Genomic DNA, 16,797 nt, shown 5'->3' with positions numbered 1-16,797 from the left:
GATAATACTTCTTTGGTTTAGGCGCTTTGATAAAATTTAACTTCCGCGTCTCCCCATAAATCTTCTATACCATAGAAAGCTCTTTTATCGGTTTTAAAGATATGTACTACAACGTCCGAATAGTCTAGAATTACCCATTCGGCATTGGTTAAACCCTCTTTTCTTGAAGGCTCTTGCCCAGTTGCTTTATAAACTTCTTCTTCTACGCTATCAGCTATTGCTCTTATTTGAGTAGATGATTCTGCATGACAAATCACAAAAAAATCTGCAACAGAACTATGAATATTTCTAAGGTCTAACCGCACTATTTCATTCCCTTTTTTTTCCTGAATTCCGTGGACCACGAGAGCAGATATATCTGTAGATGAGATTTCTGTTTTATTTTTTACCATTAAAAAATTTTAGTTTTGAACTTTAATTAAAACATATTGCAAAATAACACTTTTTCATCACTATTTGTTGGACAAAATATTGTAAAATTAAAGGAGATTGATTCTACAAACAATTACCTTAAACATTTACTTTCAAATTGCGAGCCACTTCAAGAAGGTACTGTTATAATGGCAGATACGCAATTTGCTGGAAGAGGGCAAAGGGGTAATGTTTGGCTAAGCGAAGCTGGAAAAAATCTAACCATAAGTATTCTTTTAAAACCTGTATTCTTAGCTGCATCACAACAGTTTGAACTTACAAAAGTTATTTCCTTGGGTGTTACAGATTGTTTAACGAAATTATTAGGTGAAGATTGTAAAGTTAAATGGCCCAATGATATTTATGTTAAAGACCAAAAGATAGGTGGTATTCTGATAGAAAACACCCTTAAAGGAGCTTTTTTAAAGGATAGTGTGGTGGGTATAGGCTTAAATGTTAACCAGAACATTTTTGCAGATGGGCTTAAAGCCACCTCTGTTGCTAATATTTTACAAATAGAATATCATCTTAACCAGTTATTATCAGAACTTTGTTACTATATAGAAGGTAGATACTTACAACTTAAAGCCAATAAAAAAGATTTACTTTATGCCGATTACATGAACCGGTTATTTAGGTTTAACCAGCTGTCAGACTTTATCATTAATCATGAAAAAGTGTCTGCCAGAATTATTGATGTTAACCAAGATGGCAAGCTTGTGGTAAGTATAGCCGGAGATATACAAGCATTTGATTTTAAGGAAATCACTTTCGTAATTTAATGTTACAATGAAAAAAAATATTTTATTCACCCTCTTCCTTCTCAGTTTAACTGTCACAAGCTGGGCTCAAATTTTAAAACCTGTAAGTTGGTCTTTTACAACAGAAGCTATCAATGATAAAGAAGCTTATGTTGTTGCTACAGCTAAAATTGATAAAGGTTGGCATGTATACTCATTAAATATTGAGGATGGTGGACCAATTGCAACATCATTAACATTAAGCCCTAGCAAAAGCTATACGCTGGTGGGTAAAACCACAGAAGCGCCAGAAGCTGAAAAAGCCTTCGACCCAAACTTTAATATGAACATTGCTTGGCATGAAGACCGAGCTGTTTTTAAACAAAAAGTTAAACTTAACACCCAAGAAGCAACTATAAATGGCGTTTTAGAATTTATGGTTTGTAATGATAAGCAATGTCTTCCTCCTGAGGAAATAGAGTTTAAAGTTACAGCCTCATTAGCGGGTAAAGCCACCACAAATGCATCTGCAACGCCTGCAAGCACCCCATCGGCTGATAGTTTAAATTTATCTACATCTGCAACAACAGATAGCGCTATTAAAGACACTACATCTAAACAATTTCTTGTTAATGCTATTGATACAGAACCTTTAGCACAAGAAGAACAAAGTTTATGGGCTATTTTTTTAGCAGGTTTTATTGGTGGTTTTTTAGCACTCATAATGCCATGTATTTTTCCTATGCTTCCTCTAACCGTTAGCTTTTTTACCAAAAAAGCAGGCAGCAAGGCAAAAGCAGTTACACAGGCTGGTTTATATGGTCTATTTATTATTGTGATTTATGTAGCCTTGGGCTTATTAGTGACCATTATTTTCGGTTCTGATGCTTTAAATGAAATGGCCAGTAATGGTATTTTTAACTTTGTATTTTTCTTGATGCTGGTAATATTTGCTATCTCTTTCTTTGGAGCATTTGAGCTTACCTTACCATCATCATGGGTTAATAAAGTTGATGAAAAATCAGATAAAGGAGGCTTAGCCGGATTATTTTTTATGGCATTTGCCTTAGCTTTAGTTTCTTTTTCTTGTACAGGCCCAATCATAGGAACTTTATTAGTACAAGCTGCCTCAATGGGCGAGTTGATGGGACCTGCCATAGGTATGTTTGGTTTCTCGCTTGCTTTAGCTATACCATTTACGCTTTTTGCGGCATTCCCATCTTTACTTAAATCTTTACCAAAATCTGGCGGATGGCTAAATAGCGTAAAAGTTGTTTTAGGTTTTATTGAGCTTGCTTTAGCCTTTAAATTCTTATCAAATGTAGATTTAGCTTACCACTGGGACATATTAGACCGCGAAGTTTTCTTGGTTCTTTGGATTGTAATTTTTGCTTTATTAGGATTATATCTCTTAGGAAAAATCAAATTCTCTCATGATACTGATTTACCTTTTGTAAGTGTACCACGCTTATTTCTAAGTATTATAGTTTTCTCTTTTACCCTTTACATGGTACCCGGTTTATGGGGTGCACCACTAAAAGCTATAAGTGCTTGGTTGCCGCCACAAACCACTCAAGATTTTGACCTTTACACAAATAGCTTATCTTCGCCCTCTGAAAAAAGTAATGTAGCTAAAAAGTACGCTGGCTTATTTGAGGCACCGCATAACTTAGAAGCCTTTTTTGATTATGAAGAAGGTATGGCATATGCTAAAAGTGTGAATAAACCAGTTCTTATAGATTTTACAGGACATAGCTGTGTAAATTGCCGTAAAATGGAAGCTAGTGTTTGGAGCGACCCTGAGGTATTAAACATCCTAAAAAAGGATTACGTTTTGATTTCACTTTACGTGGATGATAAAACAGCTTTACCAGAAGCAGAACAATACACTTCTACTTTTTCTGGTAAAAAGATTAAAACTTTAGGTAATAAATGGAGCGATTTCCAGGCATCTAAATTTAAAGTAAACTCACAGCCCTATTATGTTATTGTGAATGATAAAGAAGAGCTACTTACCAAACCAGAGGCTTTTAACTTAGATATCAGTAACTATATCAGATTTCTTAATGAAGGGAAATCTAACTATCAAAACAAAAATTAAATGACAAGTACCATCAAAAAAATAGGCGTTTTTACATCCGGAGGCGATTCACCAGGTATGAATGCAGCAATTAGAGCTGTAGTACGTACTGCTTTATATCATAATATAGAAGTTGTTGGTATTAGAAGAGGCTATGAAGGGATGATTAATGCCGAGTTTCAGGATATGGACCGTAAATCTGTAGCTAACATTATACAGCGTGGCGGAACCATTTTAAAAACAGCCAGAAGTCAGGCTTTTTTAACTCCAGAAGGTAGACAGATTGCTTACAACAACCTTAAAAAAATAAATGTTGACGCTTTGGTTGCCATTGGCGGCGATGGTACTTTTACAGGTGCTAAAGTATTTGGCGAGGAGTTTGACATGCCAATTTTAGGCTTACCAGGCACCATAGATAATGATTTATTTGGCACAGATTTCACCATAGGTTATGACACGGCTATTAATACTGTTATAAATGCGGTAGATAAAATTAGAGATACAGCAGAATCTCATGATCGTTTATTTATTGTTGAAGTAATGGGTAGAGATTGTGGTTTAATAGCACTAAGAAGCGGCATTGGTGTAGGTGCAGAATCTATTTTGATACCAGAAACAAAAACAGATATTAACGCTATTATCCATAGATTAGAGATTAGTAGAAAAGACAAATCTTCTAAAATTATTATGGTTGCCGAAGGCGATGACGCTGGTGGTGCTTTTGAAGTAGCAGAAATCATTAAAGCTCGTTTCCCTAATTATGATACCAAAGTTTCTATACTAGGGCACATCCAACGTGGTGGAACACCAACTTGTATGGATAGAGTTTTAGCAAGCCGTGTTGGCGTTGCAGCTGTTGAAGGTTTGTTAAAAGGAGAAAGAGCTCAAATGGTAGGTTTAATACACGGAAAAATTGCTTTTACATCTTTTGAACAAGCTATTAAACACCATGTAGAAGTAAATGAAAATCTATTAAAAATAGTAGAGGTACTTTCCCTATAAACACAAAAAATATATCATCAAAAAAGCCGTAAGATTATATCCTACGGCTTTTTTATATCTTAAACTTTTTAGTTTAGTTTGATACAAACTTTAATCCTATAATAGAACCTATAAGAGTGATGATAAAAAATATCCTCCAGAAAGTAGCAGGCTCTTTAAAGATAAATATCCCTACCAACACAGTTCCTACAGCACCAACACCAGTCCAAACGGCGTAAGCAGTTCCAATGGGCAAAGTTTTAGTTGCTAAATACAATAAGTACATGCTGATGGATAAACAGATGAAGAAACCTCCTATCCACCATAAAGCAACATGGCCAGATGTTTCTTTCGCCTTTCCTAAACAAGATGCGAAACCAACTTCAAACAAACCAGCAATAACTAATAAAAGCCAATTCATGCTTATTTTACTTTAGCTACTTTATTAAATCCTATAAAATCGGTAAGGATTTGTAAAGCCTCTTGTTGCATAAAGTCAAATGCTTCTTCTTTTGCAGGTTTAGATTCGCCTTTCTTTAAAGCTGGTAAACCTCTGCTAACTCTTCTGGCATTTTCTTGCGCAAAACTTTTTTGCTCTAGGTCTTCACGCTGTTTTTTAAGTGCCTCCTCGTTTAACGGAACTGAGTTTTCTTTATCTCTCCTTTTAAATTCCTCAATATCTTCTAACAAAAACTTAAACTCTTGGCTAGTCTTCATTCTTTGCTGATGCATTGCTTTAAGCGAGCTTATATCTTTACTTAAATCTTTAATTTTTGTGTAGTTACTACTCTTAATCTCATCCCAAGGTAAAGCAGCAGGCTCTGAACTTTCTCCATATTTATCAGCAGGGAAAATAGCCGGAAACTCTATGTCTGGCGTTACACCTTTATGTTGGGTAGAGCTTCCACTAATGCGATAAAATTTACCTGTTGTAAGGTTAATTTGCCCACCTTTCTCGCCTAAATTAGGGTTTACCCTACGCATATCAATAGCAGATTGCACTGTTCCCTTACCATAGGTTGTATTGCCTATTACAATACCACGACCGTAATCTTGTATAGCGCCTGCAAAAATTTCTGATGCGGAAGCACTAAATCTATCTACCATTACTGCTAATGGACCATTCCATACAACGGTAGGGTCATCATCACTATCTACTTCAACTCTATTTCTTAAGTCTCTAACCTGTACCACAGGACCTGTAGAGATAAACAAGCCAGTTAAATCTATAGCTTCTACTAATGAACCGCCTCCATTAGTTCTCAAATCTATCACTACAGCATCAACATTTTGTTGCTTTAAACTATCTAAAAGCAGCTTAACATCTCTAGTAGTTGATTTATAGTTGGGGTCTCCGGCTTGCATAGCTTTCCAATCTGCATAAAAAGCTGGAATTTCTATTATACCATACTTATAAGTTTTACCATCTCTGGTAACAGTTTTAATTGATTTTTTTGCAGATTGATCTTCCAAGATAATTTTCTCGCGAACCATTTCTACAATTTTTGGCTTCGCAGACATGTCTTGTTCTTTAGACAAGATTTTTAAGCGAACAATAGTTCCTTTTTTACCTCTAATTAATGAAATAGCATTGTCTAATCTCCAACCGATCACATCCACAAACTCATCATTTCCTTGGGCTACACCAATAATCTTATCATCAATTTTTAATTGCTTACTTTTATCTGCAGGGCCACCTGTAACTATACTTTTAATGGTTACAAATTCGTTTTCTGATGATAAAGTTGCACCTATACCCTCTAAAGATCTAGACATATCGATATTAAAATTGGCAGCATTTGCCGGATTAAAATAACTGGTATGTGGATCTATAGACTCGGTAAAAGCTGTCATTATTACCTGAAAAGCATCTTGATTATTGATTTTTGAAGATTGAGTTATTAAGTTCTCATAACGCTTCTTCAAAGATGATTTTATTGCTGTATCTGCTTTTTGAGTAAGTTTTAGATTTAAATAATCATACTTTACTTTTTTTGTCCAGCTGGCATCGCTTTCTGCTAAATCTTTAAACCAAGGTAGTTTTTCACGACTAAATAGATAATCTTCTTTCTTAGTAAAATCAAAATTATTATTTAAGTTTTTGATAGAAAAAGTCATCCTTTCGTTATACCTTTTTTGGTATACATTAAACATGTAAAAAGGTGCTGTTAAATCACCAGCTTTTAAATCATCATCAAAAGTAGATCTAAACTGTGCGAACTCTGCAATATCGGCAGCTAAAAAATAATTACGATTGGGATCTAAACTTTTTAAATAGTTATCATAAATAACACCGCCTAAAGAGTCATTTAAGTTTAACTTTTTATAGTTAAAACTGGTAACCAGCTCGGCTATCTCTTTAGTAATTAAAGCTTGCTGCTCATCAGGTTTTAGGTTGTTAGACCCCGGAACATCTTTTATAATTCTAGGTGTTGCGGTACAAGCTACAGTAGCAGCTATTAAAATCCCTGAAAAAATTCTTCTTAACATATATTTTATCTTTTCAAATCCCGTGAGAGAAGTATTCATTACAACGTATTTTTTTGCAAAATAATGCTTTAAAGCTAAACAAAAAACATAGAATACAAAGCCTGACAATAAAAGGAAAAATCTATCATATCTACTTTAAATTTTAGCTTAAAACTGGTTAATATGCTATCTTGTACGATATTTGTTATCCATCTAAAAAAATAAAAATTGGCTATCACAGACCCTTTAGCAGAGCGCATGCGCCCTACTTCATTAGACAATTATACCGGGCAACAACATTTGGTTGGCCAAGGAGCTGTTTTGCGTAAGGCTTTAGAGAACGGAAATATACCTAGCATGATATTTTGGGGCCCGCCCGGAGTGGGTAAAACTACCTTAGCTTATATCATTTCTAAAAGTTTAGATAGACCATTTTTCTCTTTAAGTGCCATTAACTCTGGTGTTAAAGATGTGAGAGATGTGATAGAAAAAGCTGCTCAATACAAAAAGGGAGGCATTGTACCAGTTTTGTTTATTGATGAGATTCATAGGTTTTCAAAATCTCAGCAAGATTCTTTATTGGGTGCAGTAGAACGTGGCTTGGTTACTTTGGTGGGTGCTACTACAGAAAACCCTTCTTTTGAGGTGATATCAGCTTTATTATCAAGATGTCAGGTTTATATTCTTAAAAATTTAAATGAGGATGATTTGCTTCAGCTCTTAAAAAGAGCTTTAGAAAATGATGAAATTTTAAAAACCAAACCTATTGATTTAAAAGAAACAGAAGCTTTATTTAGGTTATCAGGAGGCGACGGTAGGAGACTACTAAACGTTTTTGAGTTAGTGATAAATGCAGCTGAAGATGATAAAATAAGCATCACCAATGAATTTGTATTAAAGCATGTACAACAAAACATGGCTTTGTATGATAAAACTGGCGAACAACATTATGACATCATATCGGCCTTTATCAAGTCTATCCGCGGAAGCGACCCTAACGCAGCTGTTTATTGGCTAGCCCGTATGATTGAAGGCGGCGAAGACCCCTCTTTTATTGCCAGAAGATTGCTCATTTTAGCTTCAGAAGATATTGGTAATGCTAATCCAAATGCTTTATTATTGGCCAATAATTGTTTCCAAGCGGTGAATGTGATAGGTTGGCCCGAGTCTAGAATTATCCTCTCACAAACGGTTACTTATTTAGCAAGCTCGGCAAAAAGTAACGCATCTTACGAAGCTATTGGTAAAGCACAACAATTGGTTAAACAAACCGGAGATTTACCAGTACCCCTACACCTTAGAAATGCACCAACTAAACTGATGAAAAACATTGGTTACGGCGAAGATTATAAATACGCACATGCTTATGAAGGTAATTTTGCTGAGCAAGAGTTTTTCCCCGAGCAGTTAAGTGGCACAACGCTTTATGAACCTCAAAACAACCCGGCAGAAATCAAGATTAAAGAACGCTTAAAAAGCTTGTGGAATAAACGCTATAAGTATTAAACATTATTGATAATTTTGCCAGCGCAAAACTACCCGACTGGTGAAAAAGAGATTGAAAAGAAGTTATCGCGTTGCTAAATATGTTGTTTATAAACAAACCATTATAGACCCCATTGACCATTTTTGGACATTTATAGGTGCTTTTTTGGGTATTGCTACCATAGGTTTTTTTCATAACCAAAAGTTTAACGATTTAGATAATGTTTTCCTGATAGGTTCTTTTGGAGCATCGGCGGTATTGGTTTTTGGCGCAACCAATAGTCCATTGGCACAACCTAGAAATTTAGTTGGTGGGCATCTACTATCAGCCATTATAGGTGTGGTTATCTATAAACTTTTACCAGATCAAATCTGGATTTCATCAGCTTTAGCTGTAGCCTTATCTATAGTGGCTATGCAAATTACTAAAACTATGCACCCTCCGGGTGGTGCAACGGCATTAATAGCTATTATTGGCTCTGAAAGGATAAAAGACCTCGGTTTTAACTATATTATTTCTCCGGTTTTAAGCGGTATCATCATTTTATTGTTGATAGCTTTAATCGTTAACAACATCCCGAAAGGAAGAAATTATCCTTATAAACATTAAAACTTAGGCTTTTTCTTCCCAAATAAGTGCTAAATTAATGATAGTTCTTACGGCCGCTTCCATATCCTGAACACTAACCCATTCTTGTTTACTATGGAAAGCATGCTCGCCAGCAAAAATATTTGGGCAAGGCAAACCCATGAAAGATAAACGAGAACCATCTGTACCGCCTCTAATACTTTGAGCTTTAGGTTTTATTCCTGCCCTTTGTATGGCTTCCAGAGCATAATCACTCACTTTAGGATATTTCGCAATGATGTTTTTCATATTGCGATATTGCTCTTTTACCGTAAAAGTCACTTTAGCAGAAGGGTAGTTTTCTAGTACTTTTAAAGAGATTTTCTTCACCAATTCTTCATGCTTCGGCAGCATGGCATCATCAAAATCGCGGATGATAAATTCTATCACAGACTCCTCAACTTCGCCCTTTATAGCTACCGGATGTATAAAACCTTGTTTATCGCTGGTGTGCTCTGGTGATAAATCTTTAGGCAATGCAGCTACGATATTAGCCGCTATTTTAATGGCACTTTCCATCTTATTTTTTGCAAAACCTGGATGTGCACTAACGCCTTGAATATGAACTATCATACCATCAGCAGAGAAGGTTTCATCTTCAAAAGAACCTAAAGTTTCACCATCAATGGTATAACCAAAATCAGCTTTAAGCTTAGCTAAATTTACATGGTCTACACCTCTTCCAATTTCTTCATCGGGGGTAAACAAAATCTTAATTTCACCATGTTTTAGCTCTGGATGGTTCATCAAAAAACTAACAGCATCCATAATTTCTGCAATACCCGCTTTATTATCGGCACCAAGTAAAGTTTTTCCGCTTGCTGTGATGATATCATTTCCAATTTGATGAGCTAAATCGGGATGTTCGGCCATTTTTAGGATAACCGAAGTATCATCAGGTAAAATGATATCCTCGCCTTGATAATTTTTATGGATAATAGGTTTTACATTTTCGCCAGAGCAATCTGGTGAAGTATCCATATGCGAGCAGAAAAATATAACCGGAACTTGCTTATCTGTATTAGAAGGAATGCTGGCGTATACATAACCATTTTCATCCATTTCTGCGTCTTGAAGACCTATTTCTTGTAATTCTTTTACCAATAATCTCCCAAGATTCTTTTGTTTTTCTGTAGACGGGACAGTCTCAGAATAAGGATTAGATTGTGTATCTATCTGAACGTATCTTAAAAATCGCTCTACAACTTGATATCGTATATCCATTTTGATGATTTATATTTTGATAAGCCAATTTTTTGCAATATTTTTAACCTGATTGCATAAAGCAGTATATCTGGTTTTTTGCATAAAAGTATGATTTAAGATTCAAAACAATACTTTGAAAAAGATATTAACAATCATTTTACTTCTGAGTTCTCTTTCTGGTTTTTCCCAAGCTAACTATTTTCAGTTTGGAATAGGTTTACAAGGAGGAATTAGTACTGCTTATACAGGCTTAAGTTATGGCAATTTAAAAGTTACAAATCCTATAACAGGTAAGGATACCATATTTACAGCAAAAGATGGTTTAGCCCTAAATAAGAGTAAAAACTTTGGATTATCAATAGATTATAATATTACTCCTTTTATTTCTGCTGGTTTAGAATATAATATGGTAACTCTTAAAGATGGTCCTGATAGACATAATAGGCAATTCGTTGCAGATTTCTCTAATATAGAGCTAAGAGGTAATATAGCAGCTGGGCAATTTTTTGATTACTCTTACAATCCTTTAGTTTATGCTTTAAGAAACGTAAATCTTTCTTTAGGTTTAGGAATGATAAATGGGAAGAATAATGTAAAACCATATAATCCGGCATTAGATTCAAGATCAACCGGTGGAAAAAATGAGCAGGATCCTTTTAGTAGACAACATAGAAACGACTTAGGTCAGAGCAAATACAGCACAGTCTTAAATTTACCCATGACTATTGGCTACAGGATAAATGTTTATGATGCTTATAATGTAGCTTTTTTACAAATAGGTATTAATTACAAAATGGTTTTTACCTTTTCTGATGATATTGATGGTTACAACGATAACCCTTCTATCTATCAAAATAACTCTAAAGATGCCTACACAACTTTAGGTTTCTCTGTTAAATATTTATTTGGACCAACCAAAATTTTCTACAGATAATTTCATGAACATTGAAAGTTTAAGAAATTATTGCCTTGGTCTAAAAGGTGTAACAGAATCTTTCCCTTTCGGGGATGATACCTTGGTGTTTAAAATCGTAAACAAAGTATTTTTATTAGCCAGTTTAATAGAGCCTCGTAGCTTTAACGTAAAATGCGACCCAGAAAAAGCTATACAACTTAGAGAAAGTTTTAGCGAAGTGATACCAGGTTACCATATGAACAAAAAACATTGGAACACAGTTTATTACAACGGCAGCCTTTCTGATAAACAACTTATAGAAATGATAGACCATTCTTACAAACTGGTTCTAAAAAATTTACCAAAGAAACAGCAAGAAGAAATTAATAATCTTTAAATTACAGCATGCTAGATATCTTAAATGAAACGCCTGTGGCGGCCGTTATATTCATTTTCACCATTGTTACCAGTATTTATGCTTTTAATAACGAAACGCTTTATGGTAAGTTTATGCTTCACCCTTACAGCGTTGCAAAAGGAAAGAATTTATACCAACTTATCAGTAGTGGTTTTATTCATAAAGATTGGTCGCACCTGATATTTAACATGCTTTCTTATTATTTCTTTGCCTTTAACCTAGAAAAAATAATAGGGCATTGGCAATTTGGCTTACTCTATATAGTGAGTTTAATTTTAAGCGATTTACCTACTGTACAAAGACATAAAGACCATTTCTGGTACAATAGCTTAGGCGCATCTGGAGCGGTTTGCGCAGTGGTTTTCAGTTTTATAGTTTTTGCGCCGCTAACCAAGATGATTATTTTTCCGCTGCCTATCCCAATACCAGCAGTTATTTACGGTTTCTTATTCTTGATTTATACTTCTTATGCAGGCAGAAAATCTAATGATGGAATAAACCACGATGCACACTTTTATGGTGCCATAACCGGAGTTTTAATCACCATTATTTTATACCCCAGAGCTATTGCTCATTTTATAAATAGTATTTCGGCAGGTTTAGCTTCTTAAGTAAGTAAATAATAACTTGCTGCAGCGGCACTAAACTGCATGGTAAGATTATCTAAACCATGGCTACTAAAAGCCTCAACCAAAGTGGCTATAAAAGCACAAACTATGGCATAAACAAGTGCATTATGCAATTGATATCCATAAAAGCGGTATATCAAAAAACAAATAAGTGCGCTTATTATAAAAATAGCTAAAGAACCTTCATAAGTTCTGGTAGCTTTTACACCAAAGAGCGTTGGCACTTGGTAAGGATGTTTCCCCAATTTAGAACCTACAGGTTCGCCGATAGCATCGCCCCAGCCACCTACCAAATAACCTATAAAAGCAAAACCCGGAAAAAATAAATTGCTTAAAACACCACCAATAGCTGTAGCAAATAAAGGTATGATAATGAATCTATCAGCATAAGGTTCATCTTTCTCTCGGGCTAAAGCCTGATAGAAAAAACTTTTTTTACTCTTTAAAACGGCAAATATCACCCAAAGGAAAACAATAACACCCATTAAAACCGCTGCCGGCAAACCATATAAAACCTGTAAAACGGCAGCCGCAGTAAAAATGAGAAAATGATATATCTTACGTGAATATGCTGTTTTGATATTGAACTTAGCTTTAAGTACAGAAACCAATAAAACGGCTAAAGCAACATAAGCCAACAAGTATAGTCCCAAATGAGAAACTAAATCTAATGATGGGATGAATTTTTCTATATCTGGTACATTCATAAATAGGCTATACCATTAAAGATAGAAATTACAGCTCGTTATTTTGATAAATTAATCTCTTCTGCCTTTATAAGTTCTTCATTTTCATTGAAAAGATAACTTACTGGTCTTTCGGGATTTTTAATAATCTCGAGTAAAAGGAAATTCCAACGCTTCCAAAAATTCTCTAAAACTTGGCCGTAAGTTTTATTGTTCCATAAATCAAAAACTGGTTTTGCTTGCATACCTCTTAAAGGCATAGCTTCAATATGAAGTTCGTCTTCTACAGGCATAATATGATATTCTGGCAACCTGTTAAATAAATAAGCCGAATAAAAAACTCTTGCACACAACTCTTCAAACTGAATAGGATGTAACTTGACTCCTCCAATTTTCTCCCAAAGCTCTTCGTGGTATTTTTTGTTAGCACCATTATCTTGCAAACAAAGGATAATGCCAAAATCTTGCATCCTTAAAGAAAAAGTAAGCGTATTAATTTCATCCCGATAGGAAAACTCTTCTTCGGCATTATCTACTTCGCATATCCAGATACTCCAAGGTTTAAAACCATCTAATTTAACTGGTTTAATAACCGCCTGCAGCATGCTATGCAACATGCTAAACTTATGTATAAGGCCTTGTGACATGTGGAATTGCTCTCCGCTGGCTTGCTGCTGCCTTGCTGCAATTTGCAATTCTTTAAAAATAATGCCGTATACAGTTTTAGCAACCCACAAAAAAAGCTGTTGCTCATCTAATGCAGAAACCGCTTTATAGCCTTTTAAAAAAGCATTCTCAATAGTACTTTCTAATTTCTCAAAAGCCTCTGCTGTTTTCACACTACACGGAATTTTAATATCAGCGTAGCTTACCATGCTTTCATCTAAAAGCTTAAATGGCCTTTCATCTAATTTGTACTTACTAATGAGCCAAGGTGCAAAAACATTTAAGGTTTCTTCTGTTGAGTTGAGTTTATCTCCGCTAAGGAAACAAACAGAAGACTCAAATCGCATTCTTTGAAAAGGTTGGTAAAGTGGCTCTTGCATAGGGCAAAAATACAAAGCGCACTTTAATTAATACTTACCCATACTAATTATTACAAAAAGCTGTTTTTATTCATCATCTGTTCATACAGAATGGCTAAATTTGCAACAAATATTGTGGGTTTTGGAGGTACAGGAACAAAAATCAATTTACACATTACAATTTTCATTAGTTTGCCTAAGCTCTTTTCTCTTCTCGGCCAGCTTTAACATGCTTTTACCAGAACTACCTTCTTATTTAAGTAGCTTGGGTGGTGCAGAGTATAAAGGATTAATCATAGCTTTATTTACCTTAACAGCAGGAATATCCAGACCTTTTAGTGGAAAATTAACAGACAAAATTGGGAGAATCCCTATTATGGCGGTGGGCTCTTTGGTTTGTTTCGTTTGCGGGTTTTTATATCCTATTTTAACCAGCGTTGCCGGATTTTTATTTCTAAGATTGATACATGGTTTCTCCACAGGTTTTAAACCTACCGCAACAGCAGCTTATGTGGCAGATTTAGTTCCCTCAACCAGATGGGGAGAAGCTATGGGTATACATGGCTTAGCTTTTAGCACAGGCATGGCTATTGGGCCAGCTATTGGTAGTGCTATTACCTTGTATTATTCTATTGATATTCTTTTTTACTGCTCTTCTTTATTCGCATTACTTTCTATCGTGATTTTGTTTAATATGAAAGAAACTTTAGCTACTAAAGAAGCATTCAAGTGGACTTTCATGACCATCAATAAATCAGAAATTATAAACAAACAAGCCATGCCTGTATTTTGGGTAACGCTTTTTAGTTATGTAAGCTATGGCGCTTTAATAACGCTTATCCCCGATTGGAGTGGGCATATTGGTATCAAAAACAAAGGTTTGTTCTTTATGGTCTTTACCATTGCATCTTTATTAATGAGGTTTATTGCAGGTAAAGTTTCTGACCAATATGGCCGTAAACCTGTCTTAAGAGTTTCTATTATCTTACTTTGTGTATCGCTCACTTGGCTAGCCACATGGCAAACAACTATGGGTTTCATTACAGGTTCTATCATTTATGGTATGGCAACTGGTATGTTCTCTCCTGCCATTTCTGCATGGGCTATTGATTTAAGTGATGATGATAAACGCGGAAAATCTGTTGCCACCATGTATATTGCCTTAGAAGCGGGTATTGGCTTTGGCGCTCTTTTTGCCGGCTGGTTTTTTAGAGATATTATCGCTAGAGTTCCTTTTGTATTTTATGGCGCCGCATTATGTAATTTCTTAGCTTTACTTTATTTACTAGTTTATATGAAAAAAGAGCGTAAAGTAATCTAACCGTTTTAATTTCCGTTATAAAATCTGCTTCATGAGCAACAATCATTTAAGGCTTATATTTGTTCATTGGCAAATCAAAAAAAATCTTTAAGCAAAAGATATACATGAAGAAAATAATATGTTTAATAAGCTTAGCGCTGAGTTTTTCATTATTGCAAGCACAAACTAAAGTTCCTTTTATCAGTACTGTAAATGCCACTAACCGCTGGGTAGATTCTGTTTTTAAAAAACTTACCCGTAACGAGAAAATTGGCCAGTTATTTATGGTAAGAGCCCATACCAATTTGGGGCAGGCTTATTCAGATTCTGTTGCTAAAGTTATTGCCAAACAACATTTAGGTGGTGTAGTGTTTTTCCAAGGTGGCCCAAAAAGACAAGCTTTGCTAAGCAACCAATATCAAAGCTTATCTAAAAAAGTACCTTTAATGATCGCTCAAGATGCAGAGTGGGGTTTAGGAATGCGTTTAGATAGCACTTTATCTTACCCTTATCAAATGACATTGGGCGCCATCCAAAACAATAACCTAATATATAAAATGGGGCAAATAGTAGCTAAAGATTTAAAACGCTTAGGTGTTCATATCAATTTTGCTCCTGTAATGGATGTTAATAATAACCCTAGAAACCCAGTAATCAACTACCGCTCTTTTGGTGAAAATAAGTATAACGTTGCCGATAAAAGCATCGCCTATATGAAAGGTATGCAAGATGCTGGCTTGTTTACAACCGCTAAACACTTCCCAGGTCATGGCGATACTGATGTTGATTCTCATTACGATTTACCACAACTACCTTTTAGCAAGCAAAGGCTAGACTCGTTAGAAATGTACCCCTTTAAACAAGCTATAGCCGCAGGTTTAAACGGTGTAATGGTAGCACACATGAGTATCCCGGCATTAGATAATACTAAAAATCTTCCTTCAACACTTTCTAAGCCCATTATTACCAATTTGCTTAAAAATGATTTAGATTTTAAAGGATTGGTTTTTTCTGACGCCATGGATATGAAAGGCGTTGTTAAATTTTTCCCTAATGGCGAGGCCGATGTAAAAGCCATTATAGCGGGTTTAGATGTGATAGAACTTTCTCAAGATTCTGAAAAAGCTATTCATTTAGTTCGTAAGTCCATCAGAAAACATCAATTAAGTTGGGATGATATTAACCAAAAAGTGAAACGCATTTTAGCGGCAAAATACTGGATGAACTTACATCAATACCAAGCTATTGATACTACCAAACTTGTTGAAGATTTAAATAGCGCAGAATCTAAAGTTTTGACACAAGAGCTAACAGATGCTGCTGTAACAGTACTAAAAGGTTCTGAAAATTTCCCCATCGCAACAGATTTTGTAAGAAAAATAGCTATTCTAAGCATCGGGCCAAAAGATCCAACAACTTTTTCAGAAACTATTAAACGTTTTTTCCCTGACGCTACTTTATTCATCATCCCAAAAGATATCAGCCTAAAAGAATTAGAAACTGTAAAAACAGAAATAGCAAAATTTGGACAAGTTGTAATGGCTATTCACGATACCAGATTACGACCGGCTGGTACTTTAGATTATCAAAATAACTTAAAGCTATTTATTGCCGATATGACCAAATTTAACCCCATTACTGTAGTTTTTGCAAACCCTTATACTTTAGCCGGTTTACCAGGAATTGAGCAGTCTAAAGCATTGGTACTAGGTTATCAAAACAGTAAAGAAATGCAATCTTCTGCGGCAAGGGTAATTTTAGGAAAGCTAAGCGCTAAAGGAAAATTGCCTATAACCATAAATGCTTATTATAAATTTGGTGCTGGCGAAGTAAAATAAAACCCA

General features: G+C 35.1%; 16 protein-coding genes. 10 read left to right on the top strand and 6 right to left on the bottom strand.

Annotated elements, in window-relative coordinates:
* Nucleotides 1–17: 17 nt before the first annotated feature.
* Nucleotides 18–392, bottom strand: coding sequence for a ribosome silencing factor (rsfS, locus tag GJJ64_RS11110; RefSeq protein ID WP_154287838.1), 375 nt, complete (start codon nt 390–392; stop codon nt 18–20).
* A 36-nt stretch (nt 393–428) separates the two neighbouring features.
* Between rsfS and GJJ64_RS11105 the strand changes: the two genes are divergently transcribed.
* Genes GJJ64_RS11105 through pfkA form a run of 3 tightly spaced genes read left to right on the top strand, consistent with a single transcriptional unit; the run spans nt 429 to nt 4,233 of the window.
* The gene (locus tag GJJ64_RS11105; protein ID WP_154287837.1) at nt 429–1,193 is read left to right on the top strand and encodes a biotin--[acetyl-CoA-carboxylase] ligase; all 765 of its coding nucleotides are present in this window, start codon (nt 429–431) and stop codon (nt 1,191–1,193) included.
* Nucleotides 1,194–1,200: 7 nt separating this feature from the next.
* A complete protein-coding gene (locus GJJ64_RS11100; RefSeq protein ID WP_154287836.1) occupies nt 1,201–3,252 on the top strand; it encodes a protein-disulfide reductase DsbD family protein in 2,052 nt (683 codons plus the stop codon).
* Nucleotides 3,253–4,233: a 6-phosphofructokinase gene (gene pfkA, locus GJJ64_RS11095; RefSeq protein ID WP_154287835.1), complete on the top strand. Its 981-nt coding sequence runs from the start codon at nt 3,253–3,255 to the stop codon at nt 4,231–4,233.
* 73 nt (nt 4,234–4,306) lie between these two features.
* Here pfkA and GJJ64_RS11090 read toward each other — a convergent pair whose 3' ends face one another.
* Together GJJ64_RS11090 and GJJ64_RS11085 are read right to left on the bottom strand one after the other, a co-directional pair.
* Nucleotides 4,307–4,633 carry a DMT family transporter gene (locus GJJ64_RS11090; RefSeq protein WP_154287834.1) on the bottom strand — a complete coding sequence of 109 codons (327 nt, stop codon included), beginning with the start codon at nt 4,631–4,633 and terminating at the stop codon, nt 4,307–4,309.
* A gap of 2 nt (nt 4,634–4,635) precedes the next feature.
* The gene (locus GJJ64_RS11085) at nt 4,636–6,702 is read right to left on the bottom strand and encodes a carboxy terminal-processing peptidase (RefSeq protein ID WP_195759280.1); all 2,067 of its coding nucleotides are present in this window, start codon (nt 6,700–6,702) and stop codon (nt 4,636–4,638) included.
* Between the two features lie 207 nt (nt 6,703–6,909).
* Between GJJ64_RS11085 and GJJ64_RS11080 the strand changes: the two genes are divergently transcribed.
* Entirely contained in the window at nt 6,910–8,187 is a 1,278-nt protein-coding gene (locus tag GJJ64_RS11080) for a replication-associated recombination protein A (RefSeq protein WP_229655521.1), read from the top strand.
* 40 nt (nt 8,188–8,227) lie between these two features.
* Entirely contained in the window at nt 8,228–8,776 is a 549-nt protein-coding gene (locus GJJ64_RS11075) for an HPP family protein (RefSeq protein ID WP_317162924.1), read from the top strand.
* Between the two features lie 3 nt (nt 8,777–8,779).
* Here GJJ64_RS11075 and pepT read toward each other — a convergent pair whose 3' ends face one another.
* Nucleotides 8,780–10,018: a peptidase T gene (gene pepT / locus GJJ64_RS11070; protein ID WP_154287831.1), complete on the bottom strand. Its 1,239-nt coding sequence runs from the start codon at nt 10,016–10,018 to the stop codon at nt 8,780–8,782.
* A 115-nt stretch (nt 10,019–10,133) separates the two neighbouring features.
* On the opposite strand from pepT, the gene GJJ64_RS11065 reads away from it, so the two are divergent.
* Genes GJJ64_RS11065 through GJJ64_RS11055 form a run of 3 tightly spaced genes read left to right on the top strand, consistent with a single transcriptional unit; the run spans nt 10,134 to nt 11,924 of the window.
* A complete protein-coding gene (locus GJJ64_RS11065) occupies nt 10,134–10,934 on the top strand; it encodes a hypothetical protein (protein ID WP_154287830.1) in 801 nt (266 codons plus the stop codon).
* 4 nt (nt 10,935–10,938) lie between these two features.
* Nucleotides 10,939–11,292, top strand: coding sequence for an MmcQ/YjbR family DNA-binding protein (locus GJJ64_RS11060; RefSeq protein ID WP_154287829.1), 354 nt, complete (start codon nt 10,939–10,941; stop codon nt 11,290–11,292).
* An 8-nt stretch (nt 11,293–11,300) separates the two neighbouring features.
* Nucleotides 11,301–11,924, top strand: a complete 624-nt coding sequence (locus tag GJJ64_RS11055; RefSeq protein ID WP_154287828.1) for a rhomboid family intramembrane serine protease — start codon at nt 11,301–11,303, stop codon at nt 11,922–11,924.
* On the opposite strand, the gene GJJ64_RS11050 is transcribed toward GJJ64_RS11055, so the two are convergent.
* On the bottom strand, nt 11,921–12,649 hold the full coding sequence (locus GJJ64_RS11050; RefSeq protein WP_154287827.1) for a diacylglycerol/polyprenol kinase family protein: 729 nt from the start codon (nt 12,647–12,649) through the stop codon (nt 11,921–11,923). The genes GJJ64_RS11055 and GJJ64_RS11050 overlap by 4 nt on opposite strands.
* Before the next feature lie 38 nt (nt 12,650–12,687).
* Nucleotides 12,688–13,674 (bottom strand): hypothetical protein, encoded by a 987-nt coding sequence (locus tag GJJ64_RS11045; RefSeq protein ID WP_154287826.1) that lies wholly within the window; start codon nt 13,672–13,674, stop codon nt 12,688–12,690.
* A gap of 121 nt (nt 13,675–13,795) precedes the next feature.
* On the opposite strand from GJJ64_RS11045, the gene GJJ64_RS11040 reads away from it, so the two are divergent.
* The gene (locus tag GJJ64_RS11040) at nt 13,796–14,974 is read left to right on the top strand and encodes an MFS transporter (protein ID WP_154287825.1); all 1,179 of its coding nucleotides are present in this window, start codon (nt 13,796–13,798) and stop codon (nt 14,972–14,974) included.
* A gap of 104 nt (nt 14,975–15,078) precedes the next feature.
* Nucleotides 15,079–16,791: a glycoside hydrolase family 3 protein gene (locus GJJ64_RS11035; RefSeq protein WP_154287824.1), complete on the top strand. Its 1,713-nt coding sequence runs from the start codon at nt 15,079–15,081 to the stop codon at nt 16,789–16,791.
* Nucleotides 16,792–16,797 lie beyond the last annotated feature (6 nt).

The sequence above is a fragment of the Pedobacter puniceum genome (genome assembly GCF_009674685.1).
GTDB lineage: Bacteria > Bacteroidota > Bacteroidia > Sphingobacteriales > Sphingobacteriaceae > Pseudopedobacter > Pseudopedobacter puniceum.
The sequence above is the reverse complement of the archived record's forward strand: the minus strand, read 5'-3'. Positions and strand labels throughout refer to the sequence as shown.